We start from the raw sequence: 21,220 nt of genomic DNA, 5'->3' as shown, positions 1-21,220 counted from the left end.
GGGACGGCCCGGGTCAGAGCTGGGCCATCGCCTTCCGGACGCGCTTGTCGGAGACGGGGTAGCGCGTGCCGAGCTGCTGGGCGAACAGGCTGACCCGGAACTCCTCCAGCATCCAGCGGATCTGCCGGGCCGGCTCGTCCTCGCGGCGGGACGGGTGAAGGCGCCGCAGCGTCTGCTCGTACTCCTCCTCCAGCACGTCGACCTGATGGGCGAGCATCCGGTCGCGGCCGGGGTTCTCGGGGAGCTTGTCGAGCCTGATCTGCAGGGCGCGCAGATAGCGGGGAAGGTCGTGCAGCCGGGCCCAGCCGGTCGCGGTGACGAACCCGGGACGGATCAGCGATCCGAGATGGCCGCGGATGCCGGTCAGCGCCGGGACGAGCGTGAGGCTCGTCGTGCCCCGCAGCCGCCGATCGGCCTCGTGCGCCTCCGCCAGGATCCGCTCCACCAGCGCGACGATCTCGGCCGTCGCGTCGTGCAGGTCGGCGCGCACCCGGTCGTGCAGGACGCGGAACCCGGCCTCGTCCCAGGCGGGTCCGCCCGCCTCGGCGATGAGCCGGTCGGCGGCGGCGGTGACGCAGTCGTCGAAGAGGGCGGTGACGGAGCCGTGCGGGTTGTGGCTCAGCGCGAGCTTGCCCTTGTTGGTCAGCCGGCCCTGGATGAGCTTCACCGGCGACGGCGCGTTCAGCAGGATCAGCCGCCGCGTGCCGAGCCACATGGCGCGGCGCTGCTCGGCCTCGGTCTCGTACATGCGGACCGCGACGGCGGCGCCCTCGTCGGTGAGCGCCGGATACGCCTTGACGTCGTACCCGGCCTGGTTGCGCTCGTAGGTGCGGGGCAGCTCGCCGATCGTCCACTCGGTGAGGCCGGAGCGCTCGATGGTGGACGCCGCCTTGGACAGGGTCCCGCGCACCTGGCCGGCGAGGCGGCGCTTCAGCTCGTCGAGGTCGGTGCCCTCGCCCAGGCCGCGTCCCCTGTCGTCCACGACCCGGAACGTGATGCGCAGATGGGCGGGCAGGCGGGACGGGTCCCACGCCTCCCGCGCGACGGGCACGCTCGTCATCGCGGTCAGCTCGCGCTCCAGCGCGTCCAGGAGCGGCTCGCTGCGCGGCGCCACGCGGTCGAGGACCTTGCGGGCGTAGTCGGGGGCCGGGACGAAGTTGACGCGCAGCTGCTTGGGCAGCGACCGGATCAGCTCGGTGACGAGCTCGGCGCGCAGGCCCGGCACCTGCCATTCGAAGCCGTCGGGCCGCACCTGGTTGAGGACCTGGACGGGGACGTGCACGGTGACGCCGTCGGCGTCGGTGCCCGGCTCGAACTGGTAGGTGAGGCGCAGGCGGAGCGGGCCCTGCTTCCACACGTCGGGATAGTCGGACTCGCTGACCCCGCCCGCGGTCTCGTTGATGAGCATCGACTTCTCGAAGCCGAGCAGGTCGGGGTCGTCGCGCCGGGCCTTCTTCCACCAGGCGTCGAAGTGACGGCCGGAGACGACGTCCTCGGGGATGCGCGCGTCGTAGAAGTCGAAGAGGGTCTCGTCGTCGACGAGGATGTCGCGGCGCCGGGCACGGTGCTCCAGCTCCTCCACCTCGTCCAGCAGCGCGCGGTTGTCGTGGAAGAACCGGTGACCGGTCTCCCAGTCGCCTTCGACGAGGGCGTGCCGGATGAACAGCTCGCGGGAGAGCACGGGGTCGATGCGCCCGTAGTTGACGCGGCGGTCGGCGACGATCGGCACCCCGTAGAGCGTGACCTTCTCGCGAGCCATGACGGCCGCCTGTTTCTTGGACCAGTGCGGCTCGCTGTAGTTGCGCTTCACCAGATGGCCCGCCAGCGGCTCGACCCACTCCGGCTCGATCTTGGCGTTGATCCGTCCCCACAGCCGGGACGTCTCGACCAGCTCGGCCGACATCACCCAGCGCGGCGGCTTCTTGAACAGCGACGATCCGGGGAACACGGCGAACTTCGCGCCGCGGGCGCCGAGGTACTCGTGGCCGCGCCGCTGCTTGTCCTTCTTCTCGGTGTCCATGAGCCCGATGTGCGACAGCAGTCCGGCGAGCAGCGCGGTGTGGACGCGGTCGGGCGGCGCGTCGGCGGTGTTGATCGTGACGCCGAGCGACTTGGCGACCTGTTTGAGCTGGCCGTGCAGGTCCTGCCATTCGCGGACGCGCAGGAAGTGCAGGAACTCGTTCTTGCACATCCGGCGGAAGGCGCTGCCCGACAGCTCCCTCTGCTGCTCGCGCAGGTAGTTCCAGAGGTTCAGGTAGGCCAGGAAGTCGGACGTGGGGTCGGCGAACCGGCGGTGCTTGTCGTCGGCGACCTGCTGGTGGTCGGCGGGACGCTCGCGCGGGTCCTGGATCGACAGCGCCGACGCGATGATCAGCACCTCGCGGACGCAGCCGTTGCGGTCCGCCTCCAGGATCATGCGGCCGAGCCGCGGGTCGACGGGAAGCTGGGCGAGGCGGCGGCCGAGCGGGGTGAGGCGCTTGCGCGGGTCCTTCTCGGCCGGGTCGATCGCGCCCAGCTCGTGCAGGAGGTCGACACCGGCCTTGACGTTGCGGCGGTCCGGCGGCTCGACGAACGGGAACGCGGCGATGTCGCCGAGCCCGAGGGAGGTCATCTGCAGGATGACGGAGGCGAGGTTCGTCCGCAGGATCTCCGGGTCGGTGAACTCGGGGCGGGACTCGAAGTCCTCCTCGGAGTACAGCCGGATGCACACGCCCTCGGACACGCGCCCGCAGCGTCCCTTGCGCTGGTTCGCCGACGCCTGGGAGACCGGCTCGATCGGGAGCCGCTGCACCTTCAGCCGGTGGCTGTAGCGGGAGATGCGCGCGGTGCCGGGGTCGACGACGTACTTGATGCCCGGCACGGTCAGCGACGTCTCCGCGACGTTGGTCGCGAGGACGACCCGGCGGCCGCGGTGCGGCCGGAACACCCGGTGCTGCTCGGCCGACGACAGGCGCGCGTACAGCGGCAGGACCTCGGTCGCCGACTTTCGCCGGGTGAAGTGCTTGGTGAGCGCGTCGGCGGTGTCGCGGATCTCCCGCTCGCCGCTGAGGAACACCAGGACGTCGCCGGGCGCCTCGCGGCCCAGCTCGTCCACCGCGTCGACGATCGCCTGGATCTGGTCGCGGTCGGGATCGGCGGACGGGTCTTCCGGGTCGGTGATCGGCCGGTACCGGACCTCCACCGGGTACGTCCGGCCGGACACCTCCACGATCGGGGCGTCGCCGAAGTGCGCGGAGAACCGCTCCGGGTCGATGGTCGCCGAGGTGATGACGACCTTGAGGTCGGGGCGGCGGGGCAGGATCTCCCTGACGTAGCCGAGCAGGAAGTCGATGTTCAGGCTGCGCTCGTGCGCCTCGTCGATGATCAGGGTGTCGTACTGGCGGAGCAGCCGGTCGGTCTGGATCTCGGCGAGCAGGATGCCGTCCGTCATCAGCTTGACGAGCGTGCCGTCACTGGAGCGGTCGGTGAAGCGCACCTTGTAGCCGACGGCGTCGCCGAGCTCGGTGCCGAGCTCCTCGGCGATGCGGTCGGCGACCGTCCGGGCGGCGAGCCGGCGCGGCTGGGTGTGCCCGATCGAGCCGCGCACGCCCCGGCCGAGCTCCAGGCAGATCTTGGGGATCTGGGTGGTCTTGCCGGAGCCCGTCTCACCCGCGACGATCACGACCTGGTGGTCGCGGATGGCGGCGAGCAGGTCGTCCTTCTTCTGCGCGACCGGCAGCTGCGCGGGGTAGGTGATCGCGGGCACGGCGCCGCGCCGCCGCTCGACGCGCCGCTCGGCGGCCTCGATGTCGGCGGTGATCTCCTCGGCGACCCTGGCCTGGCGCCGGGCGTCCCGCATCTTCTGGACGCCGTCGATCCGGCGGCGCAGCCGGTGCTCGTCACGCAGCATCAGCCGCGGCAGGCGCGCGCGCAGGTCGGCGAGCGGCGGTTTCACACTCGTCCCCATAGTCATCGACAAGGATAGGGGCGCGGGCCCCCGCCCACGCTCCCCGCAAACCTTCTGACCGTAGCCGGATCGGCCGGTGGCGGGCGATCCATTTTCCCGTGGGGACAACGCCCTCCGAAGCGGGCGCATTCCGCCCGTGACGGCCACCCCTCGCACCGGATCGTTCACTCCAAGACACTGCGCCCGGCGGGGCGATCGTTCATGATGGGGAAACGTGGAGCACCCGACCGCCGCCGGCCGCTACCGGATCGACCGCCTTCTCGGTTCGGGCGGCTTCGCCTCGGTGTGGCTGGGCCACGACCCGGAGCTCGACTCCCCCGTCGCGATCAAGATCCTGGCCGAGCACTGGACGCTGCGAACCGACGTGCGCGACCGGTTCGTCCAGGAGGCACGGCTGCTGCGCCGGGCCGACTCGCACCGGCTGGTGCAGGTCTTCGACATCGGGGAGCTGCCGGACGGCCGCCCCTACTTCGTGATGACCTACGCCGACCGGGGCACGCTGGCGGAGCGGCTCGCGGGCGGGCCGCTCCCGCCGGCCGAGGCGCTGCGCACCGCCCGGGAGATCAGCCTGGGCGTCCAGGAACTGCACGACCTCGGCGTCGTGCACCGCGACCTGAAGCCGTCCAACGTGCTGCTGCGGTCGGCGCCCGGCGGCGGGGAGCGGCTCATGATCTCCGACCTCGGCATCGCCCGGACCGAGGACCACCTGTCGAGCCTGACGCTGCCGGCCGGCTCGCCCGGGTACATGGCGCCCGAGCAGACGCAGGTCGACGGGGCCCCCGACAGGCGCGCCGACATCTACGGCCTCGGCGCGCTCACCCACCACCTGCTGACCGGCGAGCCGCCCGCGGTCCCCGCGCGCCCGCCCGGCGACACCCGGCCCGCGATCCCGCCCGCCGTGAGCGCGGCCGTCCTGCGCGCGCTGGAGCCCGACCGGGAACGGCGCTGGGCGTCGGCGGCCGAGTTCGGCGAGGCCCTGGCGAGCGCCGCCGGCGGCGTCGGCACCGATCCCCTGACGGGGTCGCCTCCGGCAGGGGCCGGACGCCCGGGCCGGCGGCCGAAGACGATGATCGCGGCGGCGGCCGGGGCCCTCGTCGTCGCGCTCGCGGCGACCGCCGCCGTCTGGGGGCTGGCGGGCGGGGACGGCGGCGGCTCCGCGGCCGGGGACCGGCACGCGCGGTGGCTGCGCCCGGGATCGGACGTCCCGGCCCGGTACCGGGATCTGATCGTCCAGGCCGGGACGTGGTGCGAGATGCCCGGCCTGAGCCCGGCGCTGATCGCGGCGATGCTGAAGGCGGAGAGCGGCTTCGACCCGGACCTGGCGGACCCGGCGAAGGACGAGTACGGCATCGCGCGGTGGACGCCCCGCGTGCTGGTGTTCTGGCAGCCGGGCGGGCTCGACAACCCGGAGCCGAGGCCGGCGCAGATCACGCCGGAGCTGTCGATCCCGGCGATGGGCCGGTTCCTGTGCTACTGGGGCAAGGACCTCAAGGGCGTGCCGGGCGATCCGGCGCTGAACCTCGCCGCCACCTACCGCAGCTCGTCGAAGACCGTCGTGAAGGCGGGCGGCGTCCCGGACCGGTTCAAGCCGTACACCGAGAAGGTGCGCCGGTACATGGACGACTACCGGCCCCGCTGAGCCGCCGAGCGCGACGGCGGGGTCAGCCCGCGCCGTAGACGGGTTCGGGGGCGGGCGCCTTCGCCAGCAGGTCCGCGACGACGTCGCCGACCTCGGCGGGCTCCCAGCGGGCTCCCTTGTCGGCGGCCGGGCCGTGCCGGAAGGCGTCCATCACGCAGATCCTCCCGCCCTCGGCCTCGAAGACGCGCCCCGTGACGTCCCGCGACCCGGCGGAGCCGAGCCACACCACGAGCGGGGACACGTTCTCCGGCGCCATGGCGTCGAACGCGCCCTCGGCGGGCGCGGCCATCGTCTGCGCGAAGACCTCCTCGGTCATCCGGGTGCGGGCGGCCGGCGCGATCGCGTTGACCGTCACCCCGTACCGGCCGAGCTCGGCCGACGCGACGAGGGTGAGCCCGACGATGCCCGCCTTCGCCGCGGAGTAGTTGCCCTGGCCGACGCTGCCGAGCAGCCCGGCGCCGGACGAGGTGTTGACGACGCGGGCGTCCACGGCGCGGCCGGCCTTGCTCTCCGCCCGCCAGTGCCGCCCGGCGTGCTTGAGCGGCAGGAAGTGGCCCTTGAGGTGGACGCGCATGACGGCGTCCCACTCGTCCTCGCCGAGGTTGACCAGCATGCGGTCGCGCAGGAACCCGGCGTTGTTGACCAGGGTGTCCAGCCGGCCGAACGTGTCGACCGCCGTCGCGACCAGCGAGGCGGCGCCCGCGTCGGTGGCGATGTCGCCGGTGTGCGCGACGGCCCGGCCGCCGAGCGCCTCGATCTCCCGGACGACGTCGTGCGCGGGGCCGGCGGAGGCGCCGCCGGTGCCGTCCCGGGCGACGCCGAGGTCGTTGACGACGACGTGGGCGCCCTGCCGGGCGAACTCCAGCGCGTGCGCGCGGCCGAGCCCGCGCCCGGCGCCGGTGACGGCGACCACCCGGTCCTTGCAGATCATCACGACTCCTTCGGTGCCGGCGGCTGGTCGGCGGACGGCTCGTTCACGGATGGCTCGTTCACGGGCGGCTTGTTCACGGTGGCGGCGTCCAGGAACGGCGGGCGCTCTCCCCCGCCGTGCACCTGCATGGACGAGCCGGTGACGTAGGACGCCAGGTCGGAGGCGAGGAACACGCACGCGGCGCCGACCTCGTAGGGGTCGGCGAGGCGGCCGATCGGGACGGTCCGGCCGACCGCCGCGATGCCCTCGTCGTCCCCGTAGTGGGTCCGCGACGCCTCCGTGCGGACCATCCCGAGGATCAGCGTGTTGACCCGGATGTGCGGCGCCCACTCGATGGCCAGGGACCGGGTGAGGCTGTGCAGGCCCGCCTTGGCCGCGCCGTAGGCGGCGGAACCGGGCGACGGGCGCACCCCGCTGACGCTGCCGATGTTGATGACCGAGCCGCCACCGCGGGCGAGGATCTTCGGCCGCAGCGCCCGGGCCATGATCAGCGGCGCGGTCAGGTTCAGCTCCATGATCTTGACGTGGGTGCGCAGCCGGCCCTCGGCGAGCGGCAGGTACGGGCCGCCTCCGGCGTTGTTGACCAGGACGTCGAGGTGATCCAGGCCGTCCGCGAACTCCTGCACGGCGTCGGGGTCGCGGACGTCCAGGGGGACGAAGCGCGCGGCGCGCCCGCCCGCCTCCGGGACCTCCTCCGGCTCGCGCCGGGCGACGGCGACGACGTCGGCGCCCGCCTCCAGGAAGGCGCGGCTGATCCCGGCGCCGACCCCGCGCACGCCGCCGGTGACCACGACGGTCCTGCCGCCCAGGTCGAGCGTCAGTGCCATGCCGCCTCCCCCTCGGGTGCCTCTGCTACCTTCTGTTCTAACAAATGTTTGGTGGAAAGGTAGCGCATGGGAGTCTCCACCACGACCCTGGACGGGGTCGCCGAGATCGTCGTGGACGCGCCGCCGGTCAACGCGCTGACCGTCGCGGGCTGGTACGAGCTGGCCGGCGCCGTGCTCGCGGCGGGCCGCGATCCGGAGGTCGGCGCCGTGGTGCTCCGCGCCGAGGGCCGGGGCTTCAACGCGGGCGTCGACATCAAGGAGATGCAGAGCACCGACGGCCACACCGCGCTGGTCGGCGCCAACCGCGGCTGCTTCGCGGCGTTCGCCGCCGTCTACGACTGCGAGGTCCCGGTCGTCGCCGCGGTGCACGGCTTCTGCCTCGGCGGCGGCGTCGGCCTGGCCGGCAACGCCGACATCGTGGTCGCCTCGCGGGACGCCTACTTCGGCCTGCCCGAGGTGGACCGGGGAGCGCTCGGCGCCGCCACCCACCTGGCGCGGCTCGTCCCGCAGCACCTGATGCGCGCGATGGTCTACACGTGCCGCAACGTCACCGCGGAGGAGCTGCACCACCACGGCTCGGTGCTGGAGGTCGTCCCGGCGGACGAGCTGCGCGCCAAGGCGATGGAGGTCGCCGCGTCCATCGCCGCGAAGGACCGGTACGTGATCCGGCGCGCCAAGGAGTCGCTGAACGGCATCGACCCGGTCGACGTGAAGCGCAGCTACCGCTACGAGCAGGGCTTCACGTTCGAGCTGAACCTCGTCGGCGCCGGCGACGAGCACCGCAACGCCTTCGTCGCGCGGGAGGCCCGATGAGCAAGGTGCTGTCGGCCGACGACGTCGCCGCGTCGCTGGAGTGCGGCATGACGGTCGGGATCGGCGGCTGGGGCTCGCGGCGCAAGCCGATGGCCCTGGTCCGGGCGATCCTGCGCTCCCCCGTCACCGGCCTGACGGTGGTCGCCTACGGCGGCCCGGACGTGGGGCTGCTGTGCGCGGCGGGCAAGGTCCGCCGGCTGGTCACCGCGTTCGTGACCATGGACTCGGTCCCGCTGGAGCCGCACTTCCGGCAGGCGCGGCAGTCCGGGTCGATCGAGCTGACCGAGTACGACGAGGGCATGTTCATGTTCGGGCTGTACGCGGCGGCGCACCGGCTGCCGTTCCTGCCCACCCCGGTCGGGCTCGGCTCGGACGTGATGCGGGTCAACCCCGAGCTGCGGACGATCCGGTCGCCGTACGAGGACGGCCAGGAACTCGTCGCCGTCCCCGCGCTGAAGATGGACGTCGCGCTGGTGCACATGAACCGCGCCGACGCGCGCGGCAACGCCCAGTACCTCGGCCCCGACCCGTACATGGACGACCTGTTCGCGAAGGCGGCCGACCGGACCTACGTGTCGTGCGAGCGCCTGGTCGACACGGCCGACTTCGCCAAGGAGGGGCCGGTGCAGTCGCTGCTGATCAACCGTTCGCAGGTGACCGGCGTCGTAGAGACGCCGAACGGGGCGCACTTCACCGACTGCGCGCCCGACTTCGGGCGGGACGAGAGGTTCCAGAAGCTCTACGCGCAGTCGGCGGCCGATCCGGAGAAGTGGGCGGCGTTCAGCGAACGCTTCCTGTCCGGTGACGAGGCCGCGTACCAGGACGCCGTCCGTGTCTGGCGGGAGGAGTCCCGATGAGCACTCCGACGAGGACCGGCGCAACGAGGGCCGAGGTGTGCGCCGCCGCGTGCGCGGACCTGTTCCGCGGCGACGGGGAGATCGTCGCGGCGGCGGTGGCCGGGTTCGTCCCGATGCTCGGGTCCCGGCTGGCGCGCGCGACGTTCGCGCCCGACCTGCTGACGACCGACGGCGGCCCGGCGCTGAGCGCCGAGCCCGTCCCCCTCGGCGGGTCGGCCGAGACGGTCGAGGGCTGGCTGCCGTTCCGCGACCACTTGTGGCTCGTCCTCAACGGGCGGCGGCACGTGGTGATGGGGCCGAGCCAGATCGACGCGCACGGCAACACCAACATCTCCTGCATCGGCGACTGGGAACGGCCGTCCCGCCAGCTCCTCGGCGTGCGCGGCGGGCCGGGCAACACGCTGCTGAACCCGACGAGCTACTGGGTGCCGAAGCACTCGACGCGCGTGTTCACCGAGAAGGTCGACATGGTGAGCGGCATCGGCTGGGACCGAGGCGCGCACGAGATCCGCGCCGTGGTGACCAACCTGGCCGTCCTCGACTTCGACACCCCGGACCGGCGCATGCGGCTGCGCTCCGTCCACCCCGGCGTGAGCGTCGGCGACGTGGTGTCGGCCACCGGCTTCGAGCTGGCGATTCCAGGCGAGGTGCCCGAGACGAGGCCGCCGGACGGCGAGGAGCTGCGGATCATGCGCGAGGTCCTCGACCCGAAGGGGCTGCGCGAGAGAGAGGTCCCCTCCTGATGGAGCAGGTGCTCGACACGCCGCTGACCCGGCTGGCGGGGGTGCGACATCCGGTCGTCCAGACCGGCATGGGGTGGGTGGCCGGTCCCCGGCTCGTCACGGCCGTGGCGGACGCGGGCGGCCTCGGGATCCTCGCGTCCGCGACGATGACGCTCGACCGGCTCGCCGGCGCGATCCGCGAGGTGAAGGACCGCACGGACGCGCCGTTCGGCGTCAACCTGCGGGCCGACGCCGGCGACGCGGGCGACCGCATCGACCTGCTCATCAAGGAGGGCGTGAAGGTCGCCTCCTTCGCGCTCGCGCCGAAGAGGGAGCTGATCGCCAAACTCAAGGACGCCGGGCTCGTGGTCGTCCCGTCGGTCGGCGCGCGGCGGCACGCGGAGAAGGTCGCGGGCTGGGGCGCCGACGCGGTGCTCGTCCAGGGCGGCGAGGGCGGCGGCCACACCGGCGCCGTCGCCACCACGCTGCTGCTGCCGCAGGTCGTGGACGCCGTCGACATCCCGGTGATCGCCGCCGGCGGGTTCTTCGACGGCCGCGGCCTCGCCGCCGCGCTCGCGTACGGGGCGGCGGGCGTCGCGATGGGCACCCGGTTCCTGCTGACGTCCGACAGCTCGGTGCCGGACGCCGTCAAGCGGGTCTACCTCGACAGCGGCGAGACCGTGGTGACGCGGCAGGTGGACGGCATGCCGCACCGGGTGCTGCGCAGCGGGCTGGTCGACGCGCTGGAGTCGTCCGGCCGCGTCGGCGGGCTGCTGCGGGCGGTGCGCAACGGCGCCCGGTTCAAGCGGCTGTCCGGCATGTCGTGGCGCGAGATGATCGCCGATGGGAAGGCGATGAAGCACGGCAAGGACCTGTCGTGGTCGCAGGTCCTCATGGCGGCCAACACCCCGATGCTGCTGAAGGCGGCCATGGTGGACGGCCGTCCCGACCTCGGCGTGATGGCGTCCGGGCAGGTCGTCGGCGTCATCGACGACCTGCCCACCTGCGCGGAGCTGATCGAGGGGATCATGAAGGGGGCGGCGGAGGCGATCGCCGCCCAGCAGGCCCTGCTGGCACGTTAGGCGCCGTACACCTAAAGGGAGCCCTCATGCACCTGGCACCCGGTTCCGACGTCCCGGCGCGGGAGCTGACCCCGGTCGAGGGGCCGCCACTCCCCGTACCCGCCCCCGGCCGACTCGTCCACCTGCAGTTCCGCCGGTTCGCGGGCTGCCCGATCTGCAACCTGCACCTGCGCTCGATCGTCGCCCGGCACGCCGAGATCGAGGCGGCCGGCATCCGCGAGGTCGTCGTGTTCCACTCGTCGGCCGAGGAACTGCGCGAGTACGTCGGCGGACTGCCGTTCGCGGTGGTCGGCGACCCGGAGAAGGCCCTGTACGCGGAGTTCGGCGTCGAGTCGGCCCGCCGCGCGCTGCTCGACCCCCGCGTCTGGTGGACGGTCGTCAAGGCCACCACGATCAGCACCTGGCGGATCGTCCGGGGCCGCCAGCGGGCGCCGAGGCTGCGGCAGGACGGCGGGCGCCTCGGCCTGCCCGCCGACTTCCTGATCGGGAGGGACGGCCGCGTGCTCGCCGCGAAGTACGGCGAGCACGCCTACGACCAGTGGACGGTCGACGAGCTGCTCACGCTGGCCGCCCAGGCTCCGGCTCCGTCCAGTCCTGCACCTTGAGGACGAGCTTGCCCGTGGTGGCGCCCGACTCGATGCGCTCGTGCGCCTCGGCGGCCCGCTCCAGGGGCAGTTCCTCGACCTGGACCCGCAGGCCGCCCGAGGCCGCCGCGGTGACCGCGCGGCGCAGGGCGCGTCCCGCCTCGGCCGGTGCGAGCGCCGCGAACGCGGCGAGGTTGAACCCGGACACGGTCTTGTTGGTGAACCACAGCTCGTTCGCCGGGACGCCCACGTCGTCCGCCCCGGACGCGTTGCCCATCACGACCATCCGGCCCATCGGGGCGAGGGCGTCCAGGCTGGCCCGGCGGGCGGGGCCGCCGACCATGTCCACGACGATGTCGAACCCGCGCCCGCCGGTCAGGGCGGCGACCTCGCCGGGCAGGTCGCCGCGGAGCACGACGTCGTCGTAGCCGAACCCGCGCGCGGTCTCGATCTTGGCGGGGCCGCCGACCGCGCCGATCACCCGGCCCGCGCCGAGCAGGCGCGCGGCCTGGCCGAGCTGGCTGCCCACGCCTCCCGCCGCCGCGTGCACCAGCACGGTCTCGCCGGGCTCGATGCGCGCGACCCGGTCCAGGGCGAGGAACGCGGTGGTGCTGTTGGACGGGACGGCCGCCGCGAGGTCCAGGCCGAGCCCCAGGCCGTCGAGCGGCGCGACCAGGTCGGCCGAGGTCACCGCGACCTCGGCGTAGCCGCCGCCGCCCACGATCGTCAGCGCGGCGACGGGCCGGCCCCGGCGCAGCCCTTCGACGTCCGGCCCCACCGCGCGGACGTGCCCGGACACCTCGATGCCGGGGACGAACGGCAGCGGCACGTCCGCGACACCCTGCCGGTAGAGGATCTCGGCGAAGTTCGCTCCCGCGTACGCGACGTCGATGGACACCTGGCCCGGCCCCGGCTCGGGGACGTCCACCTCGGCCCGGCGCAGCACGTCCGCGCCGCCGAACTCGGGGATCGTGACGGCCCGCATCAGTACCGCGCTCCGACCGCCGCGGGGACGCCGTCCAGGTCGGCCAGGTCGGCGGCGGTGAGGTCCAGGCCGGCAGCGCCGGCGTTGTCGTGCAGGTACCGCTGCTTCTTGGTCCCGGGAATCGGGATGACGTGCTCGCCCTGCGCGAGCGTCCAGGCGATGGCGACCTGCGCCGGGGTCGCGCCGTGGCGCGCCGCGACCGCCTTGACGACGTCGACGATGCGCATGTTGGCCTTCAGCGCGTCCTCCTGGAAGCGGGGATTGCCGCCGCGGTAGTCGGTGTCCTCGAAGTCGGCGGCGGTGACCGTCCCGGTGAGGAAGCCGCGGCCGAGCGGCGAGAACGGCACGAAGGCGACGCCGTTGGCGGCGCACCAGCCGACCACGTCGCCCGGTCCCTCCCCCTGCCCGTCGCCCGGGAGGAGGCCGGCGGCCCCGCCGGGCGTGCCCATCGCGTCGCGCGTCCACAGCGACAGCTCCGACTGGATCGCGGCGACCGGATGGACGGCGTGCGCCTCGGCCGCCTGCGCGACGCCGACCTCCGAGAGGCCCAGCCTGCGGACCTTGCCCTCGGCGACCAGGTCCGCCATCGCGCCCCAGGTGTCGGCGAGCGGCACCTCCGGGTCGACGCGGTGCAGGTAGTACAGGTCGATCACGTCGGTGCCGAGCCGGCGCAGGCTGTCCTCGGCGGACGCCCTGACGTGTTCCGGCGTGCCCCGCCGGACCATCTTCCAGGGGACGAGCGACTCCACGACCAGGCCGGTCTTCGTGGCGACGACCGCCTCGTCCCGGCGTCCGGCCAGCGCCCGCCCGACGAGGGACTCGTTGTGGCCGTCGCCGTAGGGCTGCGCGGTGTCGAGGAAGGTCACGCCGAGGTCGAGGGCCTCGCGGATCACGGCGACGGACTTCTCGTCGTCCCGCTCCGACTCGGAGTAGGCGAAGCTCATCCCCATGCAGCCGAGCCCCACGGCGCCCACCGGCGTCCCGGCGAAATCACGCGTCTTCATAACGTCCTCTCGTCGTTTCCGTTTCTGAGGACGATCGTGCGGGACGGCCCGGCGCCGAGACAGACTCGGCTCATCCTGGGTGTGGCACCACCACCCTGCGGCCGCGGTTCAGCTGGCGGCGGCGAGGCCGCGGCGGGCCATCAGCTTCTCCAGCCGCTCCTGCGTGCCGGTGCCCGGACGGGGGTTGTGCAGCACCAGGTTCTGGCCCGGCCGGTCCCCCAGCGGCAGGAGCGTGCTCTCGAAGACCAGCTCCCCCGCGTCCGGGTGCCTGATCCCCTTGACGGCCTGCGCGCTCGCGCTCACCTCGTGGCGCGGCCACAGCTCCGCGAACTCCGGGCTGGCGGCCAGCAAGTCCGCGACGAGCCGGTCGAACTCGGGATCGTCGGGGTAGCGGGCGACGTCGGCGCGGAACCGCGCGACGACGTCGGGCGCCGCGTCGGCCCAGTGCGTGTGCATCGACCGGTACCGGACGTTCGTGAAATACGTGACCAGGCAGTTGTGGTCGGTGTCGCCGTAGCCGAACACCTCGCGGGCCGCGTCGTTGATCGCGACGAAGTTCCAGTGCCGGTCGCGGACGTACGCCGGCCGCGGCGACCAGGCGTCCAGCACCCGCCGCAGCTCCGGGGTGATCGGGACGGCCGGGCCGACCTCGGCCTGCGGCGGGTTCAGCCCGGCCAGCAGGTACAGGTGCTCGCGCTCGGCGCCGTCCAGCCGCAGCGCGCGGACGATCGCGTCGAGGACGTCTCCGGACACCTTGATGTCGCGGCCCTGCTCCAGCCACGTGTACCAGGACACCCCGACCCCGGCGAGCACGGCGACCTCCTCGCGGCGCAGCCCCGGCGTCCGCCGCCGCCCGCCGTCGGGCATGCCGACGTCGGCGGGCGTCAGGCGGGCGCGGCGGGTGCGCAGGAAATCGCGGAGTTCCTCGCGGCGGCGGCCGGGCACGGAGGCGGGAGTGGGGCTGGCCATACCGCCACGATATCCGCGCGTCGGCGGCGGATCGTGAGTGCGCCGTGCAGCCGGCGGGTTCAGCCGATGGCGCCGGTGGTGCGGAGGGCGGCGATGGCGGCGTCGTCGCGGCCGAGCTCGCGCAGGACGGCGTCGGTGTGCTCGCCGAGGGACGGGACCGGGTCCATGCGCGGTTCGGCGTCCGCGAAGGTGACCGGCGGGAGGAGCGCGCGGATCTCGCCGACCGGGGAGCCCACCTCGCGCCAGCGGTCCCTCTCGGCGAGCTGCGGGTGGGCGATCAGGCCGTGCCCGTCGTTCAGGGACGCGTTCGGGACGCCCGCCTCGTCGAGCCGCCGCAGCAGCTCCTCCCGCCCCATGCGGGACGTGACGCCGGCGACGATCGCGTCCACCTTCGCCCGGTTGCGGACCCGTGCCTGGTTCGTCGCGTACTCGGGGTCGGTGACCAGGTCCGGGCGGTCCAGCACGCCGGCCGCCAGGGCGGCCCAGCCGCGGTCGTTCTGGACGCCGATCACGACGTCGACGCCGTCGGAGGTCGGGTAGGCGTCGTAGGGGGTGATCACGGGGTGGCTCAGCCGGGAGCGCGGCGGCGGGGACCCGGTGTAGAGGGTCGTGTACATCGCCTGGCCCATCCACTCGGCGACGGCGTCGAACATCGTGATCTCGATCGACGCGCCCTCGCCGGTGGTGCCGCGCCGGACGAGCGCGGCCAGCGTGCCGGAGAACGCGTACATGCCCGCGGCGATGTCGGCCAGCGGCGAGCCCGCCTTCACCGGCGTCTCCGGGGTGCCGGTGACCGAGATCAGCCCCGCCTCGGCCTGGACGAGCATGTCGTAGGCGCGCTTGTCGCGGTACGGCCCGCGCGTTCCGTATCCGGACATGTCCACCACGATCAGCCGGGGGTCGCGGGCCCGCAGCTCGTCCGCGCCGAACCCGAGCCGGGCCGCGGAGCCGGGGGCGAGGTTCTGCAGGAACACGTCGGCGCCCGCGACCAGCTCGGTGAGGATCGCGCGGCCCTCGTCCCGCTTGAGGTCCAGCGCGACCGACTCCTTCGACCGGTTGAGCCAGGCGAAGTGCGTGCCGAGCCCGCCCCGCACGCCGGTGTCGTAGGCGCGGGCGAAGTCGCCGCCGTCCACCCGCTCCACCTTGATCACACGGGCGCCGTGGTCGGCGAGGTGCCGCGTCGCGAACGGCGCCGCGACCGCCTGCTCCAGCGCGACCACGGTGACCCCCGCCAGCGGGAGCGCCCCGGCACCCGGCGACCCCGGTTCCGCCGCGGTCATCGGCCCTCCTCCAGCAGGCGGCGGCCTATGATCATTTTCTGGATGTCGGCGGTGCCCTCGCCGATCAGCAGCATGGGCGCCTCGCGGTAGAGGCGCTCGATCTCGTACTCCTTGGAGTAGGCGTAGCCGCCGTGGATGCGGAAGGCGTCCTCCACGACCTCCTTGCAGTACTCGCTGGCGAGGTACTTGGCCATGCCCGCCTCGAGGTCGTTGCGCTCGCCGGAGTCCTTGCGGCGCGCCGCCATCACCATCATCTGGTGCGCGGCCTCGACCTTGGTCGCCATCTCCGCGAGGCGAAACAGGACGGCCTGGTGCTCGGCGATCGGGCGGCCGAACGTCTCGCGGTGCCGCGCGTAGCCGAGCGCCAGCTCGTAGGCCCGCCTCGCCACCCCGCAGCCCCGCGCGGCCACGTTGACGCGGCCGACCTCGACGCCGTCCATCATCTGGTAGAAGCCGCGGCCCGGCGTCCCGCCGAGAATCCGGGCGGACGGGATCCGGAACCCGTCCAAGACCAGCTCGGTCGTGTCGACGCCCTTGTAGCCCATCTTCTCGATCTTCCCGGGCACGGTGAGGCCGGGCGCGACCTCCCCGAAGCCGGGCGTCTTGTCGACGAGGAACGTCGTCATGCCCCGGTGGCCGGCCTCGGGGTCGGTCTTGACCAGGACGGCGACCAGGTTGGCGGAGCCGCCGTTCGTCAGCCACATCTTCTGGCCGGTGATGACGTGGTCGTCGCCGTCCGGGACGGCGCGGGTCGTGATGGCCGAGACGTCCGAGCCGCAGCCGGGCTCCGACATCGAGAACGCGCCGCGGATCTCGCCGACCGCCATCCTCGGCAGGTAGTGCGCCCTCTGCTCGGGCGTGCCGTGGTGGGCGATCATCCAGGCGACGATGAAGTGGGTGTTGACGATGCCGGCCACGCTCATCCAGCCCCGCGACAGCTCCTCCACGACCAGCGCGTACGTCAGCAGCGACGCACCGAGCCCGCCGTGCTCCTCGCCGATCGTCAGGCCGAAGAGCCCGAGGTCCTTCATGCCGTCCACGATCGCCTGCGGGTACTCGTCCGCGTGCTCCATCCGGGTCGCGACGGGCAGGATCTCCCTGTCGACGAAGGCCCGGACGGTCGCGACGATCTCCCGTTGCTCGTCCGACAGCCCGTGGGTCTGCTGCATCCTGCTCACGTTCCCGCCTCCTAGCGGCCCTCGAAGCGCGGCGTGCGGCGCTCGGCGAACGCGGCGCGCCCCTCGGCGAAATCGGCACTGCCGAACAGGGCGGTCTGCTCCTCGCGTTCGGCCTCCAGCAGTTGATCCAGGCCGTGGTCGGTGCGGGCCAGCAGGCGCTTGGCCGCGGCGACCGACAGCGGGGCGAGGGCGGCGGCCTCGGCGGCGCGTTCCAGAGCGGCGTCGAGTGCCGTGCCCGGCGGGGCGAGCGAGTCGGCGAGGCCGATCTCGTAGGCGCGGGAGGCGGACACGGTCCGGCCGAACACGAGCATCTCCTTCGCGCGGCCCATGCCGACGCGCTGCGGGAGCGTCCAGAGCAGACCGCCGTCGGCGACCAGGCCGACCCTGCCGAACGCGGCGACGAACCGGGCGTCCTCTGAGGCGACCACGTGGTCGCAGGCGGCGGCGAGGGACACCCCGAGCCCCGCGGCGGCGCCCTCCACGGCCGCGATCACGGGGGTCCCGCAGGTGGCCATGAGCCGGACGGCCTCGTGCACGGGCCCGAGCCGGGCGCGGACGGCGTCGGGACCGGCGCCCTCCATCGACCGGACGTCGCCGCCCGCGGAGAACGTCCCGCCCGCGCCCGTCAGCACGATCGCCCGGACGTCCGGGTCGCCTGCGGCGCGCCGCAGTTCGTCCAAGAGCCGCTCGCGCATCGGGAAGTCGATCGCGTTGCGGGCACCGGGCCGGTTCAGCGTGATGACCCGTGCGGCCCCGTGGTCCTCGGCCGTGACCACGGGTTCGCGCGCCGCCGCGGTGTCCCGGTCGTCCATGCACCCTCCCGAAAATTTTTTATACGATATGTGAGGAGGCGCCGGTGGTGGAAGTGGGCTCCCGGGGACCTCAGCCCGGCTGGTCCCTCCAGAAGCCCTGCCCCTCCAGGTGCACGACCAGCAGGGTGCCCGCGTGCCGGATGTGGGCGCGCATGGCCTGCCGCGCGCCGTCGGCGTCCCCGGCGCGCAGCGCGGCGAGGACGAGGTGGTGGTCGTCGACCGACGCCTGCGTCCAGCCCTCGATGCTGGAGTAGAACCGGCGCGGGGCGTACCGCACCACCAGCCGCAGCAGCCACGCCGTCTTCGGCGACCCGGCGCACAGGTTGATCACCCGGTGGAACTCGTGGTTGGCGCGCTCGATGGCCGCCGAGTCGCGGGCCCTGGACGCCTCTTCCAGCTGCGCCTGCGTCCGGTCGAGCGATGCCAGCTCCCCCTCGGTGATCCTCCCGGCGGCGCGGGCGGCCAGCTCGCCGGCGAAGTACGCCTGCGCCTCGAACAGGTCCTGGACGTCCTGCCGGGTCAGCGGCGCCGGCATGAACCCGCGCCGCGGCTCCAGCGTGACGAAGCCCTCGCCGCGCAGCGACAGCAGCGCCTCCCGGACGGGGGTGACGCTGATCCCGAGGTCGTCGGCGACCCGCTCCAGGCGGAGGAACTCCCCGTGCCTGACCTGGCCCGACATGATGAGCTCGCGGACGTAGTCGGCCACCTCGTCGCTCAGCTGGCGGCGCCTGCCGAGGGCCTGGCCACCGGAAATCGCCACTCTCATCGTCTCCCTGCGCGGTGGGGTCGCCACACTATCGGCGGGCACCGGTCCGCGTCCTTTGACAGCCCGGTATTTTCGAATCAAATATATGAGGTCAGCGACCGGGAGGAGAGCGGTACCGTGGTCACGCTCAGCGACGAGGAACGCGCCATCGTCGAGGTCGTCGCGGACTTCGTCGACCGGGAGGTCCGGCCGGCCGCCCGGGAGCTGGAGCACGCGGGCGCCTATCCCGCACGGCTGATCGACCGCATGAAGGAACTCGGCGTCTTCGGCCTAGCGGTCCCCGAGCCGTACGGCGACGTCAGCGTCTCCAAGGCCTGCTACGCGCTCGTCACGGAGGAACTGGCGCGGGGCTGGATGACGCTCGCGGGCGCGTTCGGCGGGCACACGGTCGTCTCGCACCTGCTCGCGCTGTTCGGCACCGAGGAGCAGAAGGCCCGCCACCTGCCCCGGATGGCGACCGGCGAGCTGCGCGCCACGATGGCGCTCACCGAACCGTCCGGCGGCTCCGACCTGCAGGCGATGAGCACGGTCGCGCGGCGGGACGGCGGCCGGTACGTCGTCGACGGCGCCAAGATGTGGATCACCAACGCGCGCAGGTCCGGCCTGATCGCGCTGATGTGCAAGACCGACCCGTCCGCCTCGCCGCGCCACAGGGGCATCAGCATCCTGCTGGTCGAGCACGGCCCCGGGCTGACGGTCTCCCGCGACCTGCCGAAGCTCGGCTACAAGGGCGTGGAGAGCTGCGAGCTGTCCTTCGAAGGCTACGAGGCGCCGCTGGACGCGGTCCTCGGCGGCGAGGAGGGCCGCGGCTTCGTCCAGATGATGCGCGGCCTCGAAGTGGGACGGATCCAGGTCGCGGCGCGCGCTCTGGGCGTCGGGCGCGCCGCGCTGGAGGACTCCCTGCGCTACGCCCAGGAGCGCGAGGCGTTCGGTAGGCCGATCTGGCAGCACCAGTCCATCGGCAACTACCTCGCCGACATGGCCACCCGGCTCCAGGCGGCGCGGCTGCTGACCCTCGACGCCGCCGAGCGCCTGGACGCGGGCGAGCGCTGCGACATGGAGGCGGGCATGGCCAAGCTGTACGCGTCCGAGGCGGCGATGCAGACCGCGCTGGACGCGGTCCGCATCCACGGCGCCGCCGGGTACTCCACCGAGTTCGACGTCGAGCGCTACTTCCGCGACGCCCCGCTCATGATCGTCGGCGAGGGGACGAACGAGATCCAGCGCAACGTGATCGTCAAGCAGCTCGTCGAGCGCCACCGGATCTAGGGCGCGGCGGCGGGGTCCTCCCCGGCCCGGATCCAGTCGAACGTGCGCTCCACAGCGCGTTTCCAGTTGTCGTACTCGGCGGCGCGCCGCCCCGGCTCCATCGCGGGGACCCACCGGGCGGCGCGGTGCCAGTTGCGCCGGAGCCCCTCCAGCCCCGCCCAGTAGCCGACGGCGAGCCCGGCGGCGTACGCGGCGCCGAGCGACACCGTCTCCACCACCATCGGGCGCGCGACCGGGACGTTCAGCACGTCGGCGACCATCTGCATGACGAGGTTGTCCGATGTCATGCCGCCGTCGGCCTTGAGCTCCTTCAGGCTGAGCCCGGAGTCGGCGTTCATCGCGTCCACGACCTCGCGGGTCTGCCAGCCCGTCGCCTCCAGCACGGCCCGCGCCAGGTGCCCCTTGGTGATGTAGGACGTGAGGCCGACGATGATGCCGCGGGCCTCGCTGCGCCAGTGCGGCGCGAACAGGCCGGAGAACGCCGGGACGATGTAGCAGCCGCCGTTGTCGTCGACCGACCGGGCCAGCGTCTCGATCTCCGGCGCGGTGGTGATCAGCCCGAGGCCGTCGCGGAACCACTGGACGAGCGCGCCGGTGATCGCGATCGAGCCCTCCAGCGCGTACACGGCCGGGTCGTCGCCGATCTTGTAGCCCACGGTCGTGAGCAGCCCGTTGTCCGACTTGACCGGCGTGGTGCCGGTGTTCATCAGCAGGAAGGCGCCCGTCCCGTAGGTGCACTTGGTCTCGCCCGGGGCGAAGCACGTCTGGCCGAACAGCGCGGCCTGCTGGTCGCCGAGGGCCGCGCCGACGCGCACCCCGGGGAACACGCGGCGGGCCGTCCCGTAGGTCTCCGTGGACGACCTGATCTCCGGCAGCATCGCCCGCGGCACGCCGAAGAAGTCGAGCAGGCCGTCGTCCCAGCTCAGCGTGTGCAGGTCCATCAGCAGGGTACGGCTGGCGTTGGTCACGTCCGTGACGTGGACCCCGCCGTCGACGCCGCCGCTGAGGTTCCAGATCAGCCAGCTCTCCATCGTCCCGAACAGGACCTCGCCGCGCTCGGCGCGCTCCCGCAGGCCGGGCGTGTGGTCGAGCATCCACCGGATGCGCGGGGCGGAGAAGTAGGTCGCGAGCGGCAGCCCGCTGCGCTCGGTGACCATGGCGGCGCCGGGGGCGCGGCCCAGCTCGTCCACGAGGGGGCCGGTCCGCATGTCCTGCCAGACGATGGCGCGGCCGATCGGGACGCCGGTCAGCCGGTCCCACAGGACGGTCGTCTCACGCTGGTTGGCGATCCCGACCGCGGCGACCTGGTTCGTCGTGACGGCCGCCTGGGCGAGCGCCTCCGGGGCGATCCGCTCGAGGTTGCGCCAGATCTCCATCGGGTCGTGCTCGACCCAGCCGGGCTTCGGGAAGTGCTGCCGGTGCTCGCGCTGGGCCACCGACACCAGGCGGCCGCCGTGGTCGAACAGGATGCACCGCGTCGACGTGGTGCCCTGGTCGATCGACATCACAAACCGTTCGGTCACGATCGGCCCCCTCCCCCTGGCCGCGCCCGTCTC

The 21,220-nt window shown here is 73.3% G+C and carries 18 protein-coding genes; 7 read left to right on the top strand and 11 right to left on the bottom strand.

All coding sequences use genetic code 11. The features are described 5' to 3' along the window. Positions 1 to 13: 13 nt before the first annotated feature. Positions 14 to 3,946 (bottom strand): ATP-dependent RNA helicase HrpA, encoded by a 3,933-nt coding sequence (gene hrpA / locus K8Z49_RS01690; protein ID WP_412517472.1) that lies wholly within the window; start codon positions 3,944 to 3,946, stop codon positions 14 to 16. Positions 3,947 to 4,160: 214 nt separating this feature from the next. On the opposite strand from hrpA, the gene K8Z49_RS01685 reads away from it, so the two are divergent. Next, positions 4,161 to 5,585 carry a serine/threonine-protein kinase gene (locus tag K8Z49_RS01685; protein ID WP_075023681.1) on the top strand — a complete coding sequence of 475 codons (1,425 nt, stop codon included), beginning with the start codon at positions 4,161 to 4,163 and terminating at the stop codon, positions 5,583 to 5,585. Between the two features lie 22 nt (positions 5,586 to 5,607). On the opposite strand, the gene K8Z49_RS01680 is transcribed toward K8Z49_RS01685, so the two are convergent. Continuing rightward, positions 5,608 to 6,516 (bottom strand): SDR family oxidoreductase, encoded by a 909-nt coding sequence (locus K8Z49_RS01680; protein ID WP_412517471.1) that lies wholly within the window; start codon positions 6,514 to 6,516, stop codon positions 5,608 to 5,610. Beyond that, positions 6,516 to 7,343 carry an SDR family oxidoreductase gene (locus K8Z49_RS01675; RefSeq protein WP_021595899.1) on the bottom strand — a complete coding sequence of 276 codons (828 nt, stop codon included), beginning with the start codon at positions 7,341 to 7,343 and terminating at the stop codon, positions 6,516 to 6,518. Before K8Z49_RS01675 ends, K8Z49_RS01680 begins: the two co-directional genes overlap by 1 nt. A 66-nt stretch (positions 7,344 to 7,409) precedes the next feature. On the opposite strand from K8Z49_RS01675, the gene K8Z49_RS01670 reads away from it, so the two are divergent. Genes K8Z49_RS01670 through K8Z49_RS01650 form a run of 5 tightly spaced genes read left to right on the top strand, consistent with a single transcriptional unit; the run spans position 7,410 to position 11,422 of the window. Then, positions 7,410 to 8,156, top strand: a complete 747-nt coding sequence (locus K8Z49_RS01670) for an enoyl-CoA hydratase family protein (protein ID WP_021595898.1) — start codon at positions 7,410 to 7,412, stop codon at positions 8,154 to 8,156. Beyond that, the gene (locus tag K8Z49_RS01665; protein WP_412517470.1) at positions 8,153 to 9,013 is read left to right on the top strand and encodes a CoA transferase subunit A; all 861 of its coding nucleotides are present in this window, start codon (positions 8,153 to 8,155) and stop codon (positions 9,011 to 9,013) included. The genes K8Z49_RS01670 and K8Z49_RS01665 overlap by 4 nt, the downstream gene beginning before the upstream one ends. Beyond that, positions 9,010 to 9,756: a CoA-transferase subunit beta gene (locus tag K8Z49_RS01660; RefSeq protein WP_021595896.1), complete on the top strand. Its 747-nt coding sequence runs from the start codon at positions 9,010 to 9,012 to the stop codon at positions 9,754 to 9,756. The genes K8Z49_RS01665 and K8Z49_RS01660 overlap by 4 nt, the downstream gene beginning before the upstream one ends. After that, entirely contained in the window at positions 9,756 to 10,817 is a 1,062-nt protein-coding gene (locus K8Z49_RS01655) for an NAD(P)H-dependent flavin oxidoreductase (protein WP_021595895.1), read from the top strand. Before K8Z49_RS01660 ends, K8Z49_RS01655 begins: the two co-directional genes overlap by 1 nt. A gap of 26 nt (positions 10,818 to 10,843) precedes the next feature. Next, the gene (locus tag K8Z49_RS01650; RefSeq protein WP_075023685.1) at positions 10,844 to 11,422 is read left to right on the top strand and encodes a peroxiredoxin-like family protein; all 579 of its coding nucleotides are present in this window, start codon (positions 10,844 to 10,846) and stop codon (positions 11,420 to 11,422) included. Here the strand turns inward: K8Z49_RS01650 and K8Z49_RS01645 are convergent. The 7 genes from K8Z49_RS01645 to K8Z49_RS01615 all read right to left on the bottom strand — a co-directional run bounded on the left by K8Z49_RS01645 (position 11,376) and on the right by K8Z49_RS01615 (position 18,395). Continuing rightward, positions 11,376 to 12,386 (bottom strand): quinone oxidoreductase family protein, encoded by a 1,011-nt coding sequence (locus K8Z49_RS01645; RefSeq protein WP_412517469.1) that lies wholly within the window; start codon positions 12,384 to 12,386, stop codon positions 11,376 to 11,378. The genes K8Z49_RS01650 and K8Z49_RS01645 overlap by 47 nt on opposite strands. Continuing rightward, positions 12,386 to 13,390, bottom strand: a complete 1,005-nt coding sequence (locus K8Z49_RS01640; RefSeq protein ID WP_412517468.1) for an aldo/keto reductase — start codon at positions 13,388 to 13,390, stop codon at positions 12,386 to 12,388. Before K8Z49_RS01640 ends, K8Z49_RS01645 begins: the two co-directional genes overlap by 1 nt. A gap of 108 nt (positions 13,391 to 13,498) precedes the next feature. Further along, the gene (locus K8Z49_RS01635; protein ID WP_412517467.1) at positions 13,499 to 14,359 is read right to left on the bottom strand and encodes a helix-turn-helix transcriptional regulator; all 861 of its coding nucleotides are present in this window, start codon (positions 14,357 to 14,359) and stop codon (positions 13,499 to 13,501) included. Between the two features lie 59 nt (positions 14,360 to 14,418). Continuing rightward, entirely contained in the window at positions 14,419 to 15,639 is a 1,221-nt protein-coding gene (locus K8Z49_RS01630; RefSeq protein WP_412517466.1) for a CaiB/BaiF CoA transferase family protein, read from the bottom strand. Further along, positions 15,636 to 16,808 (bottom strand): acyl-CoA dehydrogenase family protein, encoded by a 1,173-nt coding sequence (locus K8Z49_RS01625; protein WP_412520970.1) that lies wholly within the window; start codon positions 16,806 to 16,808, stop codon positions 15,636 to 15,638. Before K8Z49_RS01625 ends, K8Z49_RS01630 begins: the two co-directional genes overlap by 4 nt. Before the next feature lie 20 nt (positions 16,809 to 16,828). Beyond that, entirely contained in the window at positions 16,829 to 17,629 is an 801-nt protein-coding gene (locus tag K8Z49_RS01620; protein ID WP_075023690.1) for an enoyl-CoA hydratase/isomerase family protein, read from the bottom strand. 70 nt (positions 17,630 to 17,699) lie between these two features. Further along, positions 17,700 to 18,395 (bottom strand): GntR family transcriptional regulator, encoded by a 696-nt coding sequence (locus K8Z49_RS01615; RefSeq protein WP_412517465.1) that lies wholly within the window; start codon positions 18,393 to 18,395, stop codon positions 17,700 to 17,702. A 117-nt stretch (positions 18,396 to 18,512) separates the two neighbouring features. Here K8Z49_RS01615 and K8Z49_RS01610 point away from each other — a divergent pair, with 117 nt between their 5' ends. Beyond that, the gene (locus K8Z49_RS01610; RefSeq protein WP_412517464.1) at positions 18,513 to 19,664 is read left to right on the top strand and encodes an acyl-CoA dehydrogenase family protein; all 1,152 of its coding nucleotides are present in this window, start codon (positions 18,513 to 18,515) and stop codon (positions 19,662 to 19,664) included. On the opposite strand, the gene glpK is transcribed toward K8Z49_RS01610, so the two are convergent. Beyond that, positions 19,661 to 21,187 carry a glycerol kinase GlpK gene (gene glpK / locus K8Z49_RS01605; protein ID WP_250370275.1) on the bottom strand — a complete coding sequence of 509 codons (1,527 nt, stop codon included), beginning with the start codon at positions 21,185 to 21,187 and terminating at the stop codon, positions 19,661 to 19,663. The genes K8Z49_RS01610 and glpK overlap by 4 nt on opposite strands. Positions 21,188 to 21,220 lie beyond the last annotated feature (33 nt).

The organism is Actinomadura madurae, assembly GCF_047130825.1.
Classification (GTDB): domain Bacteria; phylum Actinomycetota; class Actinomycetes; order Streptosporangiales; family Streptosporangiaceae; genus Spirillospora; species Spirillospora madurae.
The sequence above is the reverse complement of the archived record's forward strand: the minus strand, read 5'-3'. Positions and strand labels throughout refer to the sequence as shown.